Here is an 18,889-nt window from a genome sequence, read left to right as displayed (position 1 = left end):
GGGTCTCCCGCCGCCGCGACCGGCCCTGGTCAGATCTCGTAGCGGGAGCCGGGACGGACGACGTCCAGCGGGCCGGTGTACGCGGCGCTGGCCGCCTCGACCGTCTGCGCCTCGCTGCCCCAGGCGGTGACCAGGTGGGTGAGCAGGAGCCGGCCGACGCTGGCCTTGGTCGCCGCCTCGCCCGCCTCCCGGCCGGTCAGGTGCAGGTCCGGCGGGTTCTCCACGCCGTCGAGATAGCTGGCCTCGCAGAGGAAGACGTCGGCGTCCTGGGCGAGCCGCAGCAGGGGCTCGCAGGGTGCGGTGTCCGAGGAGTAGCAGAGGACCCGCCCGTCGTGCTCCAGCCGGACCCCGTACGTCTCGACGGGGTGGTTGACCCGGTCGACGGTGACGCTGAACGGACCGATCGGGAAGGTGCCCGGCTCCAGCGCGTAGAACTGGTAGACGTCCTCCACACCCCCCTCCTCCTGGTGCCCGTAGACGGCGTTCAGCCGGTCCGGGGCGCCAGCCGGGGCGTAGACCGGCAGCGGCGGGTACGGGCCGTCCGGGGCATACCGGCGGACGACCACGTAGGAGGCGGCGTCGAGGATGTGGTCGCAGTGCAGGTGGGACAGGATGATCGCGTCCGGGGCGTGCAGCCCGGCGTAACGCTGGAGCGCGGAGAGCGAACCGGTGCCGAAGTCCAGCAGCAACCGGAAACCCTCGGCTTCCACGAGGTACGCCGAACAGGCGGACTCAGGGCCGGGAAAGCTGCCCGCGCAGCCCAGCACGGTCAATCTCATGCGGTCGCCCCGTCGCCACTGCCGGTAGTCAACCCGTCGAGACTCGCCCCGTCGAAGATCTCTACCGACGCGTACGCCACGCTGCGCAGCCTACGCCGGTGACGGCGGTGGCAAGAATGATCTGATGGAAGTTGTCGCGAACGTGACACCCCTCCATGTCTCCCCCGTCCACTCCGTCACGGTTACCGGATCAGACCGTTGCACACGGTGAAACCCGCCGACCGTCGGCGGGGGGTGACGACGGGGGCGGAACAGATCGTGCTGACCGAGACGGAGGACGCCGGCCACCCGCCACGGACCACACCGGACCCGGTCCGGCGGTCCGATGCGGTGGCCGGGACGGCTCCGGGACGGGTTCCGGGTGCCGGCGCCGTCCCGGCCGGGGGCCGCACCGCATCGCCCCGGGCGGTGCCGGGAGGTCGACACCGGGCGCCCCGGCGGGCGTGGTCGGCCGGCAGCGTCCGGCTCCTGGTGATCTACGGCTGGGCCACCGGCCTGGGGGCGGTGGCCCTCGCCTCGGGAGTACGAGGTCTGGTGCTGGTGCTGGCCGGGACCGCCCCGCAGTGGTACCAGCCGACCGTGGCCGCCCTGGGCTTCGGCGGGATCGCCCTGGGCGGCGTCGCCCTGCACGGTCCTGCCCGCCCGGGGCTGCGGTGGGCCGCCCTCGGACTGGCGAACCTGGCCGTCGGGGTGAGCGCCGGGCTCACCGTCAGCCTGCCCTGAGCCGACCGCCACCGCAGTGCCACCGCAGGGGCCGGTGCGGGGGCAGCCGGCCCCCCGGCCCCAGCGGTCAGGCCCAGAGTTGCCCGTCGAGCGCCTCCTCGGCATCGGCCAGGGTGCCGCCGTACGCGCCGGTGGAGAGGTACTTCCAGCCACCGTCGCAGACCACGAAGGCCACGTCGGCGCGGCGGCCGTCCCGGACCGCCTCGTGCGCCACGGCAAGGGCGGCGTGCAGGATCGCCCCGGTGGAGAAGCCGGCGAAGATCCCCTCCACCTCCACCAGCTGCCGGGTACGCAGCACCGCGTCCCGGGTGCCGACGGAGAAACGTCGGGACAGCACCGTCGCGTCGTACAGCTCCGGGACATAGCCCTCGTCGATGTTGCGCAGGCCGTAGACCAGCTCGCCGTAGCGGGGTTCCGCCGCGACGATCTGGATGCCCTCGACCTTCTCCCGCAGGTAGCGCCCGGTGCCCATGAGCGTGCCGGTGGTGCCGAGGCCCGCCACGAAATGGGTGATCGTGGGCAGGTCGTGCAGCAGTTCCGGCCCGGTGGTCTCGTAGTGCGCCCGGGCGTTGGCCTCGTTGCCGTACTGGTAGAGCATCACCCAGTCGGGGTGCTCGGCGGCGATCTGCTTGGCCGTGGCCACCGCCTGGTTCGAGCCGCCGGCGGCCGGCGAGAAGATGATCTCCGCGCCGTACATCCGGAGGAGCTGGACCCGCTCGGTCGAGACGTTCTCCGGCATCACGCAGACCAGCCGGTACCCCCGCAGCTTCGCCACCATGGCCAGCGAGATGCCGGTGTTGCCGCTGGTCGGCTCAAGGATGGTGTCTCCCGGACGGAGCCGGCCGGCGCTTTCGGCCGCCCGGACCATGAACAGCGCCGCCCGGTCCTTGATGCTGCCGGTCGGGTTCCGGTCCTCCAGTTTCGCCCAGAGCCGCACCGGCGGTGCCCCGTCGGGCACCGTCGGCGACAGTCGCGGCAGCCCGACCAGGGGCGTACCGCCGCAGGCGTCGAGAAGGCTGTCGTACCGCGCCACGGCGGACCGCCTCAGCGGACGGCGACGGAGGCGCGGCGGACGCTGCCGTGCCCGCTCATCGCCGCCATGGCGGCGAAGCCCAGCGCGCCACCGGCCACGGCGGGCAGGATCGTCACCGTGTCGCCGTCGGCGAGCTTGGCGTCGAGCGCGCCGAGGAAGCGGACGTCCTCGTCGTTGACGTAGACGTTGACGAAGCGGTGCAGCGTGCCGGTCTCGGTGACCAGCCGGGCGCGCAGCCCGCTGTGCCGGGAGTCGAGGTCGGTGAGCAGGTCGGCCAGGGTGTCCCCGGCGCCCTCGACGACCTTCGCGCCGCCGGTGTAGCTGCGCAGGATGGTGGGGATGCGAACGTCGATGGCCATGATGTCGTAACTCCTCGTTCGGGTGTGCCTACGGTGACGGAGGTGCGGGTGTGCCGGACGCTGGACTTGTCAGCGGCCGGAACACTCGTAGTCGACCGTCGCCGGGCTCTGCCCGAACATGTAGGACTGGACGGCGTGCGGGTCCACGGCGGCATCCACGATCCGGACCGGCTCCTCGGTCACCACGCCGTCCACGATCCGGAAGGAGCGGATCTCCTCCGTGTCGGGGTCGCGGGTGGAGACGAGCAGGTAGTGCGCTCCCGGCTCACCGGCGAAGGACACGTCCGTGCGGGACGGGTACGCCTCGGTCGCGGTGTGCGAGTGGTAGATGACGACCGGCTCCTCGTCGCGGTCGTCCATCTCGCGCCAGACCCGCAACTGCTCCATCGAGTCGAACTCGTAGAACGTCATCGAGCGGGCGGCGTTGTCCATCGGGATGTGCCGGGTCGGGGTGTCACTGCCGGCGGGGCCGGCGACGACGCCGCACGCCTCGTCCGGGTGGTCCCGGCGAGCGTGGGCGACGATCGCGTCGACGATCGACCGGTCGATGCTCAGCACGAGTCCCAGCCTAGCGCCTGGGGAGACCGGACCGAAGGTGGCAGCCGTCACCCTCACCCCCGCGGACCGGCCCGGTTTCCCCCACGCCCCGGCCGGGGACGCTGTCGGAGAGGTGGCGGGGACGCCGGGCATCCTGTCCGGTGGGCGGAACGACCCGTCCGGCTGGTGGGAACCGGCCAGGAGCGAGAACGAGGGGGACGACATGCAGTACCGCCGTATCGGTTCGGTCGAGGTGAGCGCGATCGGACTCGGCGCGATGCCGATGTCGGTGTCCGGGCGCCCGGACACCGACCGCGCCGTCCGGACCATCCACGCCGCGCTCGACGCGGGCGTGACGTTCATCGACACCGCCGACGCGTACGCGCTGGGGGCGGAGGACGTCGGGCACAACGAGTCGCTGATCGCCCGCGCGCTGGCCGCGTACGGCGGGGACACCACCGGCGTGCTGGTCGCCACCAAGGGTGGGCACACCCGTCCCGGCGGCGACGCGTGGGCGCTGGACGGCTCGCCCGAGCACCTCCGGGCGGCCTGCGAGGCGTCGCTCACCCGGCTCGGGGTGGACGCGATCGGGCTCTACCAGTTCCACCGGCCCGACCCCGAGGTCCCGTACGCCGACTCGATCGGCGCGCTGCGGGAGCTGGCCGACGCCGGCAAGATCCGGATGGCCGGCATCTCGAACGCCGACCCGGACCAGATCCGGCAGGCCCGGGAGATCCTCGGCGACCACCTGGTCTCGGTGCAGAACCAGTTCTCCCCGGCCTACCGCGACAGCGAACCGGAGCTGCGCCTCTGCGCCGAACTCGGCCTGGCCTTCCTGCCCTGGTCGCCCCTGGGCGGTATCGGAAGGGCCGGCGGGCTCGGCGACCGGTTCGCCGCGTTCGCCCGGATCGCCGGGGAACGCGGGGTGAGCCCGCAGCAGGTCTGCCTGGCCTGGCAACTCGCCCTCGACCCCGTGGTCGTGCCGATTCCCGGTGCGAGCCGACCGGAGACGATCCGCGACTCGGCCGCCGCCGCGGACCTGGTCCTCGACCAGCGGGAGATCGACACGCTGCACGCCGCCGGCTGAGGTGGTTGCAGGGGACCCCTGCTCGACAAAAAGCGGTAGGAGGGGTCCCCTGCAACCACGCAGGGCGGGAAAAGCGAACCACGCGACGCGGGAGGAGCGAACCACGCGACGCGGGAGGAGCGAACCACGCGACGCGGGAGGAGCGAACCACGCGACGCGGGAGGAGCCGACCACCCAGAGTGGGAGAGACGGTCAGTCGATCAGGGCGTTGAGCAACGACTCCTGGAGGTAGCCGAGGTACGCGTAGACCGAGAGCTGGAACACCCGGGTCGAGGACGGGTCCGCGGCGACGGCGTCGTCGAGTTCCTCGCCGAGATCCGTCCCCTCCTTGACGCCGAGCCGGACCCCCATCGCCAGCCGGGCGTCGTTGAGCGCCCGCAGCCACGCCTCGGCAGCCTCGGCGTCGAGGCGCACCTCGCCGCCCTCGTCCCCCGGAAGGGCCGCGAGGATCGCGCCGGCCTGGTCGATCTTGGCGGTCTTGAGGTCGCCCTCGGTGTACCGGCGGACCTCTGCGGCGCTGGCCGGGTCGTCGGCGTAGACGTCGGGGAAGAGCCGCCCCACCACCGGGTCGCTGTGGTCGAAGCCGTCGGTGAGCAGGCCGACCACCTCGGAGGCGACCTTGCGCAGTACCCGGACCTCGTCCACGGCGAAGGTGGCGACGTACCGGCCGCCCCGGCGACGGAACATGCTCACGAACGGTCCACCGTCGCCCAGAGCCCGTACGCGTGCAGCTGCGACGCGTCGTGCTCCATCCGTTCCCGCGCGCCGGTGGAGACCACGGCACGGCCCTTGTGGTGCACATCCAACATCAGTTGCTCGGCCCTCTCCCGGCTGTATCCGAAGAGCTTCTGGAAGACCCAGGTCACGTACGTCATCAGGTTGACCGGGTCGTCCCACACGATCGTCACCCATGGCCGGTCCGAGACCGGCACCTCTTCGGTGCCCGGCGTCTCGACCGGTGCCACCTGTGGAGCCGCCATGCCACCCATCGTGCCACCGGAATCCCGATTGCGATGAACCGGAACGCCGGGCGGATCCGGATCGGTGCCCGGATCGCCCTTCTCCGGCCTCTTCCGGGGGGCGGCCGGCGACCGAGGATCCGCCGCCTCGGCCCTGCGTCGTCCCGGCACGATCCGTCGACCGGTCAAGCGAGCAGGATGCCGTGGTCGACGGCCTCGGCGAGCACCGCGCCCAGCGCCCGCCGGACCGCGTCGAGCCGGTGGGACACCTCGCGCTGCAACTCCCGGTCGAGCTCGCGCAGCACGTGCTGGAGCCAGGACCGCGCGCCACCCGGGTCGGTGCTGCCGGGCCCCCAGAAGTGCAGGAAGCAACCGCCGGCCAGGGCCACCGCGACCGGCGGCAGGACGGCGGTACGGGGCGCGCCGGGGTACGCGTCGAGCGCGGCGAGCGCGCCGGCCCCGGTCACGTCGGCGATGTCGCCGGCACTGGTGACCAGGAGCACCCGCTCCAGGCTCCGGACCGCCCGCGACCCGGCCAGACCGGCCCGCACGGCGGCGCAGATCCGCCGGTGGGTCGTGTCCTGCGGTGGCGTGCCGAAGACCAGGGTGCCGGTGTCGCGCACCAACCGGTCCACCGCCCGGTCGCACTCGACGGTCGCGAGCTGGGACAGGGCGTGCACCTCCCGGTCCAGCACGCGCGGCAGTCCGGCGCAGCCCGCCCCGAAGACGATCTCCTGCACCGCGCGCAGGTGGATGTGGGCCAGCTCGATGGCGAGGTGCTGGCGGATCCGCTGGGCGTGCGCGCGGGCCTGCCGGTCGAGCCGGTCGGCCCAGTCCCGGGCGTGCGCGTCCGGCGTCACCGGCACGGTACGGTGCGGCCCGGCCGGTGGCGCGGTGGCGAGCCGGCGCGGTCCCTCCCCGGCAGCCCAGGCGACCAGGGCCCGGCGGAGTGCCCCGACCCCACCGGGGCGGAACGGGAACCAGGGCGCGACGGCCAGCTCCGGAACGACCGCGAGCAGGGCCGCCCGCTGTGTCCGCACGGCCGCCCCGACCGGGTCGACCGGCGGCGTCACGCCGGCGAAAGGCGTCCCGCCCGGCGTCTCCGTGCCGTCCACCGGAGCCGTGGCGGCCGGGGCCACGCCCCCGTGCCACCCCGTCGTTCCCGGGGTGACCACGAAGAAGACCGCCAGACCCGCCCGGGCGACCCTGCCGAGCAGGTCCAGCTCCGCCGCGGTGAACACCTGGTCGGCGGAGATCACCACGAGCAGCGCGCCGCCCCGGCCGGCGAGCTCACACAGCACCCGGCTCCCGGCGATGCCCAACGCGTCGGTGTCCGGCGCACCGACAAGTGCCACGTGTCGCAGCAGCGGGGCGGGCAGGTGCAGCTCGACCCGGCGTGGTGGCCGGGGAAACGCCGGTCCGGCGGCCGGCACGTCGATCGCGAGGGCGTGCGGCTGCCGGTAGCCGGGCACGAAGGCGACCCGGGTGGTCTCCGGGGCGTACCGGGCCACCAGGTAGCTGTCGTCGGGCATCGGCACGGTCGTCGGCGGCACGTCCAACAGCGCGGCGAGCACGTCCCGCCGGGCCGCCCCGGCCGGACCGGTGGCGATCACGGCCAGCGGCTCGTCCGGCGCCACCCGGACGCCCTCCGCCGGCTCCGTGCCCCGCTGTGCTGCCGGGGCGTCCGGGTCCACCGGGGCGTCGAGGGCGTCGGAATCGTCCGCCGGACGGTGGTCGCCGTCGGCGGCGTCGGCCTCCGCACAGCCCGTCCCGTCCGGCGCGTTGCCGCCCCGCCGAGGACGTGACGTCATCGCGGACTGCCTCCCTGACGCGTCGGGCCGGCGGGCCGCGCCGGCAGCGTGGAATGTTCGGCCGACGGAGCCGAACGCCGGAAGACTACGGCCGGACACCATCCCGGAACGGAGAGTTCCGATACTCAGCAGTAACGAGAAGGCTACTCAACTTCGGTGCGTGACGGGATGCACGCACAGCGAATCCGATAGATATGCTGCCCCGATGAGTCGGTGGGAGTTCATCGGCCGGTCAGCGGATCTGGGCCGTCTGCTCTCCGCGGTGACCGGGGGCGAGGGGCGGGGCCTCTTCCTGAGTGGAACGGCCGGCATCGGCAAGAGCCGGCTCCTGCGGGAGGGGATCGCGGCACTGCCCACCGACCGGTACGCGATCTGGATGGTGGCGGCCAGCGCCACCACCGCCACCATCCCGTTCGGCGGGCTGGTGCAGGTCCTGCCGACCGAGCAGCCCCGGGGGCTCTCCCCCGCCGGTGTCCTGCGGTGGGCGGTGGACGCGTTGCGGCAGCAGGCCGCCGGGCGACCGATCGTGCTGGCGGTGGACGACGCGCACCTGCTGGACCCGCCCTCGGCCGCGCTGGTGCACCTGATCGCCCGGCTGGACAACGCCACGGTGCTCGGGACGCTGCGCAACGGCGAGCAGGTGCCGTTGCCGATCCGCGCTCTCTGGACCGACGACCTGGTCGACCACGCCGAACTGGCCCCGCTCGACCTGGCCGACACCACCGGGCTGCTCGCCGCCATCCTCGGCGGGCCGGTGGAGTCCTGCTCGGCGGACCGGCTCTGGCGGCTCTCCGGCGGCAACCCGCTGCTGCTGCGGGAGCTGGTGCTCGCCGCGCTGGGCAGCGGCGAGCTGCACGAGACGTACGGCATCTGGCGCTGGACCGGTCGCCTCGAGCTGGCCCCCAGCCTCACCGACCTGATCGGCGTCCGGATCGGTCAGCTCACCCCGGGTGTCCGGACGGTGGTCGAGCTGGCCGCCTTCGGCGAGCCGCTCGGGCTGGAACTGCTCACCCGGGCCGCCGACCCGGCCGCCGTGGAGACCGCCGAGGAACGGGGGCTGATCTCGGTGGTCCGCGACGACCGGCGGCTCGACGTCCGGCTGGCGCACCCGCTCTACGGGGAGGTGATGCGCCGGCGGTGCCCGGTCAGCCGGACCCGGCGGTTGCAGGCGCAGCTCGCCGACCTGATCGAGGCGGCGGGCAAGCGCCGCCGGGACGACGTGCTGCGGGTGGCGGTGTGGCGGCTCGACTCCGGCACCGGGCAGGACCCCGCGCTGCTGCTCGGTGCGGCCGTCCAGGCCTTCGCCCGGTACGACGTGCCGCTGGCGACCCGACTGGCCCGCGCGGCGGTGGAGGCCGACGGCGGGTACGCCGCAGCCGAGCTGCTGGCCACCATCCTGATGTTCGCCGACCGGCCGGAGGAGGCGCTCGACGTGCTCGACGCGGTCGCCGGCCAGCTCGACGCCGACGACCGGTACAGCCGGTGGCTGACCGTCCGGGGCATGGTCAGCTACTGGGGACTGCGGCAGGAGTCCACAGTGGAGGAGATGGCGGTGCGGGCGGCGGAGCTGACCGACACCGCCGACCAGACCCGGGTCCGCGCGTTCGAGGCGATCATGCGGCTGCACCGGCTCGACCTGGCCGCCGCCCAGCGGCTGAGCTGCGCGGTGCTGGACCGTCCGGCCGCCGGGGTGGCGTCCCGCGAGCTGGCCCGGTGCACGATCGCCCACCTCCAGGCCGCCCAGGGCCGGCTGGTGCTCAGCGCGGCGGCGATCGCGGCGGTCGAGGCGGAGGCCGCCCAGTGGCGGGGTGACATGCCGTATCTGCAACTGGCGCTGGAGCTGGCGCGGGGCACCCGGCTGATGCTCGCCGGGGAACTCGCCGGCATCGACGCCATCGTGGTCGACGAGTTCGCCGACCTGGCCGGCGCGGGCGACTTCCGGCTGGGCACCGGCTACCTGGGCATCCTCCAGGCGTACGCGGCCCGGCTGCGCGGGCGCAGCGCCGAGGCGCTGAAGACCAGCCTCGGGGCCTGCGCGGTGTTGACCAGCAGTCGGGTCTACGCCGGCCTGGCCCACGCCGAGCGGGCGCAGGCGGCGGCGCTGCGCGGCGACGCCGTCGCAGCGGCCGAGGCGATGGCGGACGCCGACCGCACCCACTCGCCCGGGATGGCGGTGCTCTACCCGTGGCTGGAACAGGCGCGCGGCGCGGTGCTCGCGGTCACCGGCGACCTGGCCGGCGCGGTGAAGCACCTCGCCGAGCTGGCCGACCGGCTGCGGGCGGACGGCTTCGCCGGGCACGAGGTGCTGGTCCTGCACGATCTGGTGCGGCTGGACGAGGCGACCCTCCCGGTCGGCCCGCGCTGCTCCGACGGGCACCGGCGGACGGTCGCGCAGCGGTTGACCGAGCTGACCGAGCAGGTGGACGGGGTGCTGCCACCGCTGCTGGCCCGGCACGCGCGGGCGGTCGCCAGCGGGTCCCCGGACGATCTGCTGGCCGTCGCCGACGAGTTCGCCGACCACGAGCTGAACGTCTTCGCCGCGGAGGCGGCGGCGCTGGCGCTGCACCGCCTGCGCCGGCAGCGGGCGGCGACCGCCGGAGCCGCCCACGACCGCCTCGGTGACCTGCTGGGCCGCTGCGACCAGCTCCGGACGCCGGCGCTGCGGCTCGGTCAGCCCGCGCTGACCGACCGGGAGTGGCAGATCGCCAGCCTCGCCGCCGACGGCGTGGCGAGCCGCCGGATCGCCGAGCAGCTCTTCCTCTCCCCCCGCACGGTGGAGAACCATCTCCAGCGGGTCTACGGCAAGCTGGGTATCGCCGGGCGGCCTGAGCTGCGGGCCGCGCTGCGCTGCATCCCGGGCCACGGGGACGGGGTGTCGCACTGAACTCTAGGCTGGGGTCGTGAGCACCCTTCGCCCCGCGCTGCTGACCGACCACTACGAGCTGACCATGGTCAGCGCCGCCCTGCGGGACGGCACCGCCGACCGGCGCTGCGTCTTCGAGGTGTTCGGCCGGCGGCTGCCGACCGGTCGCCGGTACGGGGTGGTCGCCGGCACCGCCCGGCTGATCGAGCTGATCCGCGACTTCCGCTTCGACGAGGCGGAGGTGGACTTCCTCCGCCGGACCGGGGTGGTCGACGACGCGGCGGCCGACTGGCTGTCCCACTACCGCTTCACCGGGGACGTCGACGGATACGCCGAGGGCGAGCTGTTCTTCCCCGGTTCGCCCGTGCTCACCGTCTCGGGCGGCTTCGCCGAGTGCGTGGTGCTGGAGACGCTGGTGCTGTCGGTGCTCAACCACGACTGCGCGGTCGCCGCCGCGGCGGCCCGCATGGTCACCGCCGCCCGGGGCCGGACGTTGATCGAGATGGGCTCCCGGCGGGCGCACGAGGAGGCGGCGGTGGCCGCCGCGCGGTCGGCGTACCTGGCCGGTTTCGCGTTCACCTCGAACCTGGCCGCCGGGCAGCGGTACGGCATCCCCACCGCCGGCACCGCGGCGCACGCCTTCACCCTGCTGCACGACGACGAGCGGGCCGCGTTCGCCTCGCAGGTCGCCACGCTGGGCAAGGACACCACGCTGCTGGTCGACACGTACGACGTCAGCCAGGGCATCCGCAACGCGATCGCGGTCGCCGGACCGGAGCTGCGGGCGGTCCGGATCGACTCCGGGGACCTGGCGGTGATCGCCCAGCAGTCCCGGGAACTGCTCGACTCGCTCGGCGCCACCGAAACCAAGATCATCGTCTCGGGTGACCTCGACGAGTACGCCATCGCCGCACTCGCCGCCGAGCCGGTCGACATGTACGGCGCGGGCACCGCCGTGGTCACCGGCTCCGGCGCGCCCACCGCCGGGCTGGTCTACAAACTGGTCGAGGTCGACGGCCGTCCGGTGGTGAAGCGCTCCGAGCACAAGGCCACCATCGGCGGGCGGAAGGTCGCCGTCCGGCGGCACAAGCCCACCGGCACCGCCACCGAGGAGGTCATCGTGCCGCAGGGCGTGCCCGACCACCTCCCGCACGACCGGCTGCTCCAGCGGTCGTACGTGGTCGACGGCGAGCCGGTCGACCTGCCCCGGCTGGACGAGTCGCGGGAGCACCTGCGGCAGTGCCTGATCTCGATCCCCTGGGAGGGGCTGAAGCTCTCCGCCGGGGACCCGGCGGTGCCCGTCACCGTCGTACCCGCCGGCTGACCAGAAAGGAACGCTCCGATGGCCAACGCGCTGATCATCGTGGACGTACAGAACGACTTCTGCGAGGGCGGCTCGCTCGCGGTGGCGGGCGGGGCCGGCGTGGCGGCCGGGATCTCCCGGCTGCTCGCCACCGAGCCCGACCGCTGGGACCACGTGGTCGCCACGAAGGATTACCACGTCGACCCGGGCGCGCACTTCGGGAACCCGCCCGACTTCGTCGACTCCTGGCCCCGGCACTGCGTCGTGGGAACCCCCGGATCGGAGTTCCACCCCGAGCTGGACACCACGCGGGTCGAGGCGATCTTCCACAAGGGCGAGCACGCCGCGGCGTACTCGGGTTTCGAGGGGCACGCCGCGGACGGCGAGTGCCTGGCCGACTGGCTGCGCCGGCACGACGTGGACCGGGTCGACCTGGTCGGCATCGCCACCGACCACTGCGTCCGCGCCACCGCGCTGGACGCCGCCCGGGAGGGCTTCCGTACCACCGTGCTGCTGGAGCTGACCGCCGCCGTCGCGCCGGCCACCACCGACGTGGCGTTGCGGGCCATGGACGGGGCCGGGGTCACCCTGCACGGCGAGCCTGTGATGCCGACCGCATGAGCCGTTAACCGGTGGCTCCCGTCGTACCTCCGGCCGAGGATGGTCGGCGGAGGTGCCCGCCGTCATGAATCTCACGCCCTACCGGGACGCCCTCGCGGTGCCCGGGATCCGGTCGCTGCTGCTCGTGGCGGTGCTGGCCCGCATCCCGCACACCGCGGCGGGCATCGCCCTCACCTTCTACGTGCTGCTCGACCTCGACCGGGGGTACGGCGCGGCCGGCCTGGTCGGCGCGGCCTTGACCGTCGGCGCGGCCCTCGGCGCACCGTTGCTGGGCCGGCTGATCGACCGGCGTGGCCTGACCCCGGTCCTGGTCCTCACCACAGCCGGCGAGGCGCTGTTCTGGACGAGCGCGCCGCAACTGACGTACGCGCTGCTGCTGCCCGCGGCGTTCCTGGCCGGGCTGCTCGCCCTACCGCTCTCCTCGGTGATCCGGCAGTGCATCGCCGCGCTGGTGCCGCCGGACCACCGCCGTCCGGCGTACGCGCTGGACTCGATGTCGGTGGAGTTGTCGTTCATGGTGGGCCCGGCGCTGGGCGTGGCGCTGGCCACCGCCATCGCGCCCCGGGTGACCCTCTGGGCGGTGGGTGGCGGCATCGTCGCCGCCGGGATCGCGCTGATGGTGCTGAACCCTCCGGTGCGCACCGCCGAGGAGGAGACCGCCGGCCCGGCCCGCCGGATCCCCCGGCGGGAATGGCTCAGTCCGCGCCTGCTCGCCGTGCTCGCCGTCAGCACGGCGTGCACGCTGGTGCTCGGCGGCACCGACGTGGCGGTGGTGGCCGCGCTGCGCGACGACGGCGAGGTCGGCTGGACCGGTGCGGTGCTGGCCCTCTGGGCGGTGGCCTCCCTGGTCGGCGGGTTCGCCTACGGCGCGGTCAGCCGGCCGGTGTCGCCGCTGGCCCTGATGGCCGCGCTGGCCCTCTGCACCGTGCCGATCGGCCTGGCCGGGGGCGACTGGTGGCTGCTCGGCCTGGCCCTGCTCCCCGCCGGTCTGCTCTGCGCGCCGACACTGGCCGCCACCGCCGACGCGGTGAGCCGGCTCGCCCCCGGCCCGGTCCGGGGCGAGGCGATGGGGCTGCACGCCTCGGCGATCACCGTCGGCATCGCCATCGGGGCCCCGCTGGCCGGCGCGATCATCGACCGCACCACCCCGGCGTGGGGCTTCGCCGGTATCGGCCTGATCGGCGTCCTGGTCGCGCTCGTCGTCCTCCCGGCCGAGCCGCGCCACCGGCGTCGGGTGCCGGACACCGCGAAACCCGTCGAACTGACCAACGCCGCCCGTTGAACCCGCAGGCCACCGGCACTTTGGGCCGCCACCGGCCCGGGTGCTTTGATGGGGGCGTGGCGAATCCGGTGATCCTCACCATCGACGACGACCCGGCCGTCTCCCGTGCCGTGGCCCGGGACATGCGACGGCGTTACGGCGACCGCTACCGGGTGGTCCGCGCCGGTTCCGGCCCGAGCGCCCTGGAGACGTTGCGCGAACTCAAGCTCCGGGGGGAACAGGTGGCGGTGCTGGTCGCCGACTACCGGATGCCCGAGATGACCGGCATCGAGTTCCTCGAGGCCGCGATGGACCTCTTCCCCGCCGCCCGTCGGGTGCTGCTCACCGCGTACGCCGACACCGACGCGGCGATCGACGCGATCAACCTGGTCGACCTCGACCACTACCTGCTCAAGCCGTGGCACCCACCGGAGGAGAAGCTCTACCCGGTGGTGGACACCCTCCTCGACGCCTGGACGGCCACCCCGGAGGCCGCCGCCGCCGAACTCCGGGTGGTCGGGCACCGCTGGTCCGCGCCGTCCTTCGCCGTCCGGGACTTCCTCGCCCGCAACCTCGTCCCGTACCGCTGGCTGCTCGCCGACGACCCGGAGGGCGCGCGGCTGCTCAACGCGGCGGGCGCGACGGCCGAGGACGTGCCGGTGGTGATCGCCCCGGACGGCCGGCACCTGTCCCACCCCACCGAGGCCGACCTGGCCACGCTGGTGGGCCTCCGGGTGGCCCCCGCCGAGGAGTTCTACGACCTGGTCGTCGTCGGCGGGGGCCCGGCCGGGCTGGGCGCGGCGGTCTACGGCGCGTCCGAGGGGCTGCGCACGGTGCTGGTCGAACGGCGGGCCACCGGCGGGCAGGCCGGGCAGAGCAGCCGGATCGAGAACTACCTCGGGTTCCCGGAGGGGGTGTCCGGCGCGCAGCTCACCGACCGTGCCCGCCGGCAGGCGTTGAAGTTCGGCGCCGAGCTGCTCACCACCCGGGACGTGACCGGGCTGACCGACGCCGGCTCGGCCCGACTGCTCACGTTCGGCGACGGCAGCACGATCGCCGCGCACGCGGTGGTGCTCGCCACCGGCGTGTCGTACCGGGTGCTCGACGCGCCCGGCCTGGCCGAGCTGACCGGCCGGGGGGTGTTCTACGGCTCGACCGCCACCGAGGCGCCGAGCTGCGTCGACCAGGAGGTCTACATCGTCGGCGGGGCGAACTCCGCCGGGCAGGCGGCGGTGCACTTCTCCCGGTACGCCACCCGCGTGCACCTGCTGATCCGGGGGGCCGACCTGACCGCCTCGATGTCCCGGTACCTGATCGACCAGCTCGACCGGAACGACCGGGTGGTGGTGCACCCGCACACCGTGGTCGCCGCCGGGTCCGGCGGGGAGCACCTGGAGCGGCTCACCCTGGCCGACGGCCGCACCGGTGAGACCCGTGAGGTGGACGCCTCCTGGCTGTTCATCTTCATCGGCGCCCAGCCCCGCACCGACTGGCTGGACGGTGTCCTGGTCCGCGACGAGCGCGGCTTCGTGGTGACCGGCCCGGACCTGGTCGCCGGTGGGCGCCGACCGCCGGGCTGGCCGCTCGCGCGGGATCCGTACCACCTGGAGACCAGCCTGCCGGGGGTCTTCGCCGCCGGGGACGTCCGGGCCGAGTCGGTCAAGCGGGTCGCCTCGGCGGTCGGTGAGGGCGCGATGGCCGTCTCGCTGGTGCACCGCTACCTGGAGTCCCAGTGACCACACCAACCGGCCCGGCCGGCGACCCCGCCGGCCGACCACCGGGTGACGGTGCGCGCCCCACCGTCGCGCAGCTGCGCACGCTCTTCCTCTTCGAGTCGCTCGACGAGGGGCAACTCGACTGGTTGGCCGAACACGGACGGGTGGAGACCCGCCGCGCCGGTACCGCCGTCTACACCGAGGGCGAGCCGGCGACCTGCTTCTACGTCCTGCTCGACGGCACGGTGACGATGACCCGGCGGGTACGCGGCGACGAGGTCGAGGTCATCCGCACCGCCCAGCGCGGGGTCTACGGCGGGGCGACCCAGGCGTACCTGGGCGACCAGGTGCCGCAGGTCTACATCAACTCGCTGCGGGCGGTCGGGGACGCCACCTTCCTGGTGCTGCCCGCCGAGACCTTCGCGCACGCCGTCCGGTCCTGGTTCCCGATGGCGATGCACCTGCTGGAAGGGCTCTTCATCGGGATGCAGCAGACCCAGGTCCGGGTCGGGGAACGGGAACGGCTGCTCGCGTTGGGGGCGCTCTCCGCGGGCCTCACGCACGAGCTGAACAATCCGGCCGGGGCCGCCGTCCGGGCCACCGCCGTGCTGCGCGAGCACGTCGCCGGGATCCGGCACGAGCTGGCGACGATCGCCGACGGCCGGCTCGACGGTGGTGCCCTGCACCGGCTGGTGGCGTTGCAGGAGGAGGCCGTCCGGCGGGTCGCCGACGCGGCGACGCTGTCGCCGCTGGCGGTCAGCGACGCCGAGGACGCCCTGGTCGACTGGTTGGACGAGCGCGACGTCGCCGCCGGTTGGGAACTCGCCGGCACGCTGGTCGCCGGTGGGGTGGACGGGGCGTGGCTGGACCGGGTCGAGGCGGTCGTGGGGCCGGGGAACCTGGAACCGGCCCTGCGCTGGCTCACCCACACGATCGACACCGAGCAGTTGCTCCGGGAGATCGACGAGGCGGTCACCCGGATCTCCGGCCTGGTCGGCGCGGCGAAGCAGTACTCCCAGCTGGACCGGGCGCCGTACCAGGTGGTGGACGTGCACGAGCTGCTGGACGCGACCCTGGTGATGCTCCGCGCGAAGATCCCGCCGGGCGTCCGGCTGGTCCGGGAGTACGACCTCGCCCTGCCCCCGGTGCCGGCGTACGCCGCCGAGCTGAACCAGGTCTGGACGAACCTGATCGTCAACGCGCTGGACGCGATGGGCGACACCGGCACGCTCACCGTCGCCACTGGCCGGGACGGCGACGCGCTGGCGGTGGCGGTCGGCGACACCGGTCCGGGTATCCCGGCGGACGTCCGGCCCCGGATCTTCGAGCCGTTCTTCACCACCAAGCCGGTCGGCGAGGGGACCGGCCTGGGGCTGGACATCTCGTACCGGATCGTGGTCCACAAGCACCGTGGGGACATCCGGGTGGATTCGGTACCCGGCTCGACCACCTTCCGGGTGCTGCTGCCGTTCGCCACCGCCCCGGTCGCACCCGCCCCCACCGACTGATCGGCGGCTCAGCCGAGCCCCGGACGCCCCGGCGCGGGGGGCCGGACCTCGTGGCCCTCGGCATTGGGCCTCCGCCGAACTAGCATTCGGCCAATGCAGCAGCTCCTGGCCTCCGAAGCGGGCGGCGGACCACCGGCGTTCCTCGCCGAGATCGTCGCGTTGATGCTCGCCGCGGCGGTGATCGGCTATCTGTCCACCCGGCTGCGGATCGTGCCGATCGTCGGGTTCCTGCTGGCCGGGGTGGCCATCGGTCCGCACGCCCTCGGGCTGGTCCGCAGCCAGCAGGCCGTCGACGTGGCGGCCGAGGTCGGGGTGATCCTGCTCCTGTTCACCATCGGCATCGAGTTCTCGCTGGGCAGGCTGGCCGCGATGTGGCGGCTGATCGTGATCGGCGGTGGCCTCCAGGTGCTGTTGACCGTCGGCGTCGCCGTCGGGGCGCTCGCCCTGTTCGGGGTGTCCTGGCAGGTGGGGGTCTTCACCGGGTTCCTGGTCTCGCTCTCCTCGACCGCGATCGTGCTGCGGCTGCTGGCCAGCCGGGGCGAGACGCAGAGCGCCACCGGGCGCACCGCGCTGGCGTACCTGATCTTCCAGGACCTGGCCATCGTGGTGATGGTGCTGGTCGTGCCGATGCTGGGCGACGGGGGCGGCTCCGCGCTGGACATCGCGACGGCCCTCGGTACGGCGGTGGCGGTCGTCGCGCTGGTGCTGGTGGTCGCCCGCTGGGTGATGCCCCGACTGCTGGAGACGGTCGCCCGGGCCTGCTCGCCCGAGGTGTTCCTGCTCGCGGTGATCGCGATCTGCTTCGGCACCGCGTACCTGACCAGCCTGGCCGGGGTGAGCGTGTCGCTCGGGGCGTTCCTCGCCGGCATGGTGGTCAGCGAGAGCCGGCACTCCGAACACGCGCTCGGCGAGATCCTGCCGTTGCAGATCCTCTTCTCGGCGACCTTCTTCGTCTCCGTCGGCATGCTGCTCGACCTGGGCTTCCTCGCCACCAACCTGCCCCTGGTGCTGGCCGCCGTGCTCGGCGTCGTGCTGGTCAAGGGGCTCGCCACCGCCGTGTCGGCCGTGGTGCTCCGGGTCCGGCCGGCGGTCGTGGTGGCACTGTCCCTGCTGATCGTGCAGGTCGGCGAGTTCTCCTTCGTGCTGGAGAAGGTGGGACGCGAGGCCGGTCTCACCCCCGCCGGGCTCGGCGAGGACGGCACCCAGGCGTTCATCGCGGCCACCGTGCTGCTGATGGTCGCCACCCCGTGGCTGGGCAGCGGGGGCCGCCGGCTCGGCATGGCGGTCGAGCGCCACGGCGGACCCGCCCCGGCCCGGCCCGCGCCGGCAGAGGCCCCCGACGCCGCTTCCGGCCCGCAGGACCACGTGGTGATCAGCGGGTACGGCGCGGCCACCCGCGCCCTCGCCGCCGAACTGGCCGCCGCCGATGTCCCGCTGGTCGTCGTCACCCTCAACCCGGACGGGGCCGCCGAGGCGGAGGCCGACGGGCACCGGGTGCTCCGGGGCGACTCGACCCGGCGGCACATTCTCGACCAGGCGGGCGTGGTGGCGGCCCGGGTGGTGGTGATCCCGGAGGACGAGCCGGAGGACGCGCGCCGGATCGCCTCGGTGGTCCGTACCCTGTCGCCCGAGGCTCGGATCGTGGTCCGTTTCGACACCGCCACCGACCTTGCGGAGCTGGTCGCCGCCGGCATCGACACGGTCGTCCGGAACGACCGGGCCGGGAACACCTCGCTGAGTCGGACCGTGCTGGACGCGCTGCCGGGTGCCGCCAACCGGTTCGCCGCCGCCGAGGCGCGGCGACCGGGCCGTACCCGGGTCGACGTGGACCGGATCGTCACGTTCCGCCCCGACCCGGAAACAGCCTGCCCGCACACCAGCACGATCCAGCCGGTACTGCCGTCCGCCCCCGGCTGCGAGGACTGCCTGCGCGCCGGCACCTCCTGGGTGCACCTGCGTACCTGCCTCACCTGCGGGCACGTCGGCTGTTGCGACTCCTCACCCGAGCGGCACGCTTCCCGGCACCAGCAGGACCAGGACCACCCGATCATGGCCTCGGCCGAACCGGGCGAGGAGTGGGCGTACTGCTACCTCGACGAGACACTGCTCCCCCCGGCTGCTGGCCCCAGGTGAGGTGGTAGCAGGGGTGAGGTGGTAGCAGGGGTGAGGTGGTAGCAGGGGTGAGGTGGTAGCAGGGGTGAGGTGGTAGCAGGGGTCCCCTGTTACCGCTTTCTGTCGAGGAGGGGGCCCCTGCAAACACCCGACACGGCAGCGCGCGCTGAAAAGGCGGCACCGCCACGGCGCACAACGCGACGGGCGCCGCACCCCGG

The 18,889-nt window shown here is 73.9% G+C and carries 16 protein-coding genes; 9 read left to right on the top strand and 7 right to left on the bottom strand.

From position 1 onward, the window contains the following. Nucleotides 1–29: 29 nt before the first annotated feature. Entirely contained in the window at nucleotides 30–779 is a 750-nt protein-coding gene (locus tag IGA62_RS18585; RefSeq protein WP_091457918.1) for an MBL fold metallo-hydrolase, read from the bottom strand. Between the two features lie 207 nt (nucleotides 780–986). Here IGA62_RS18585 and IGA62_RS18580 point away from each other — a divergent pair, with 207 nt between their 5' ends. Beyond that, nucleotides 987–1,502, top strand: a complete 516-nt coding sequence (locus IGA62_RS18580) for a hypothetical protein (protein WP_145819570.1) — start codon at nucleotides 987–989, stop codon at nucleotides 1,500–1,502. Nucleotides 1,503–1,569: 67 nt separating this feature from the next. On the opposite strand, the gene IGA62_RS18575 is transcribed toward IGA62_RS18580, so the two are convergent. The 3 genes from IGA62_RS18575 to IGA62_RS18565 all read right to left on the bottom strand — a co-directional run bounded on the left by IGA62_RS18575 (nucleotide 1,570) and on the right by IGA62_RS18565 (nucleotide 3,452). Beyond that, on the bottom strand, nucleotides 1,570–2,535 hold the full coding sequence (locus tag IGA62_RS18575) for a PLP-dependent cysteine synthase family protein (protein WP_145819571.1): 966 nt from the start codon (nucleotides 2,533–2,535) through the stop codon (nucleotides 1,570–1,572). 11 nt (nucleotides 2,536–2,546) lie between these two features. Continuing rightward, nucleotides 2,547–2,894: a MoaD/ThiS family protein gene (locus IGA62_RS18570; RefSeq protein WP_145819572.1), complete on the bottom strand. Its 348-nt coding sequence runs from the start codon at nucleotides 2,892–2,894 to the stop codon at nucleotides 2,547–2,549. Between the two features lie 69 nt (nucleotides 2,895–2,963). Continuing rightward, nucleotides 2,964–3,452, bottom strand: coding sequence for a Mov34/MPN/PAD-1 family protein (locus IGA62_RS18565; RefSeq protein ID WP_091457903.1), 489 nt, complete (start codon nucleotides 3,450–3,452; stop codon nucleotides 2,964–2,966). Nucleotides 3,453–3,489: 37 nt separating this feature from the next. Here IGA62_RS18565 and IGA62_RS18560 point away from each other — a divergent pair, with 37 nt between their 5' ends. Beyond that, nucleotides 3,490–4,518: an aldo/keto reductase gene (locus IGA62_RS18560; protein WP_232624690.1), complete on the top strand. Its 1,029-nt coding sequence runs from the start codon at nucleotides 3,490–3,492 to the stop codon at nucleotides 4,516–4,518. Between the two features lie 192 nt (nucleotides 4,519–4,710). Here IGA62_RS18560 and IGA62_RS18555 read toward each other — a convergent pair whose 3' ends face one another. The 3 genes from IGA62_RS18555 to IGA62_RS18545 form a co-directional block, all read right to left on the bottom strand. Next, nucleotides 4,711–5,205 (bottom strand): DUF2017 domain-containing protein, encoded by a 495-nt coding sequence (locus IGA62_RS18555; RefSeq protein WP_186500333.1) that lies wholly within the window; start codon nucleotides 5,203–5,205, stop codon nucleotides 4,711–4,713. A 2-nt stretch (nucleotides 5,206–5,207) separates the two neighbouring features. Continuing rightward, complete coding sequence (gene clpS / locus IGA62_RS18550; RefSeq protein ID WP_091457894.1) at nucleotides 5,208–5,498, bottom strand: ATP-dependent Clp protease adapter ClpS; 291 nt, start codon at nucleotides 5,496–5,498, stop codon at nucleotides 5,208–5,210. 164 nt (nucleotides 5,499–5,662) lie between these two features. Continuing rightward, nucleotides 5,663–7,288, bottom strand: coding sequence for a hypothetical protein (locus IGA62_RS18545; RefSeq protein WP_145819574.1), 1,626 nt, complete (start codon nucleotides 7,286–7,288; stop codon nucleotides 5,663–5,665). A 205-nt stretch (nucleotides 7,289–7,493) separates the two neighbouring features. On the opposite strand from IGA62_RS18545, the gene IGA62_RS18540 reads away from it, so the two are divergent. The 7 genes from IGA62_RS18540 to IGA62_RS18510 all read left to right on the top strand — a co-directional run bounded on the left by IGA62_RS18540 (nucleotide 7,494) and on the right by IGA62_RS18510 (nucleotide 18,692). Continuing rightward, entirely contained in the window at nucleotides 7,494–10,172 is a 2,679-nt protein-coding gene (locus IGA62_RS18540; RefSeq protein ID WP_145819575.1) for a helix-turn-helix transcriptional regulator, read from the top strand. Between the two features lie 16 nt (nucleotides 10,173–10,188). Continuing rightward, nucleotides 10,189–11,475, top strand: a complete 1,287-nt coding sequence (locus IGA62_RS18535) for a nicotinate phosphoribosyltransferase (RefSeq protein WP_145819576.1) — start codon at nucleotides 10,189–10,191, stop codon at nucleotides 11,473–11,475. A gap of 18 nt (nucleotides 11,476–11,493) precedes the next feature. Further along, nucleotides 11,494–12,075, top strand: coding sequence for an isochorismatase family protein (locus IGA62_RS18530; protein ID WP_145819577.1), 582 nt, complete (start codon nucleotides 11,494–11,496; stop codon nucleotides 12,073–12,075). A 64-nt stretch (nucleotides 12,076–12,139) separates the two neighbouring features. After that, a complete protein-coding gene (locus IGA62_RS18525) occupies nucleotides 12,140–13,357 on the top strand; it encodes an MFS transporter (protein ID WP_145819578.1) in 1,218 nt (405 codons plus the stop codon). Nucleotides 13,358–13,413: 56 nt separating this feature from the next. After that, entirely contained in the window at nucleotides 13,414–15,072 is a 1,659-nt protein-coding gene (locus IGA62_RS18520) for an FAD-dependent oxidoreductase (RefSeq protein WP_145819579.1), read from the top strand. Then, a complete protein-coding gene (locus IGA62_RS18515; protein WP_145819580.1) occupies nucleotides 15,069–16,559 on the top strand; it encodes an ATP-binding protein in 1,491 nt (496 codons plus the stop codon). The genes IGA62_RS18520 and IGA62_RS18515 overlap by 4 nt, the downstream gene beginning before the upstream one ends. A 93-nt stretch (nucleotides 16,560–16,652) precedes the next feature. Continuing rightward, nucleotides 16,653–18,692 carry a cation:proton antiporter domain-containing protein gene (locus IGA62_RS18510; protein WP_145819581.1) on the top strand — a complete coding sequence of 680 codons (2,040 nt, stop codon included), beginning with the start codon at nucleotides 16,653–16,655 and terminating at the stop codon, nucleotides 18,690–18,692. Nucleotides 18,693–18,889: the final 197 nt, after the last annotated feature.

This window comes from Micromonospora sagamiensis (assembly GCF_014680085.1).
Taxonomy (GTDB): Bacteria; Actinomycetota; Actinomycetes; order Mycobacteriales; family Micromonosporaceae; genus Micromonospora; species Micromonospora inyonensis.
Note: the sequence above shows the minus strand (reverse complement) of the source record. Positions and strands in the feature narration are given on the sequence as shown.

Bases quoted from the DNA above. Each gene is read 5' to 3' on its own strand.
- IGA62_RS18585 (WP_091457918.1), bottom strand. From the start codon at position 779: ATGAGATTGACCGTGCTGGGCTGCGCGGGCAGCTTTCCCGGCCCTGAG.
- IGA62_RS18570 (WP_145819572.1), bottom strand. From the start codon at position 2,894: ATGGCCATCGACGTTCGCATCCCCACCATCCTGCGCAGCTACACCGGC.
- IGA62_RS18555 (WP_186500333.1), bottom strand. From the start codon at position 5,205: ATGTTCCGTCGCCGGGGCGGCCGGTACGTCGCCACCTTCGCCGTGGAC.
- clpS (WP_091457894.1), bottom strand. From the start codon at position 5,498: ATGGCGGCTCCACAGGTGGCACCGGTCGAGACGCCGGGCACCGAAGAG.
- IGA62_RS18545 (WP_145819574.1), bottom strand. From the start codon at position 7,288: ATGACGTCACGTCCTCGGCGGGGCGGCAACGCGCCGGACGGGACGGGC.
- IGA62_RS18540 (WP_145819575.1), top strand. From the start codon at position 7,494: ATGAGTCGGTGGGAGTTCATCGGCCGGTCAGCGGATCTGGGCCGTCTG.
- IGA62_RS18530 (WP_145819577.1), top strand. From the start codon at position 11,494: ATGGCCAACGCGCTGATCATCGTGGACGTACAGAACGACTTCTGCGAG.
- IGA62_RS18525 (WP_145819578.1), top strand. From the start codon at position 12,140: ATGAATCTCACGCCCTACCGGGACGCCCTCGCGGTGCCCGGGATCCGG.
- IGA62_RS18510 (WP_145819581.1), top strand. From the start codon at position 16,653: ATGCAGCAGCTCCTGGCCTCCGAAGCGGGCGGCGGACCACCGGCGTTC.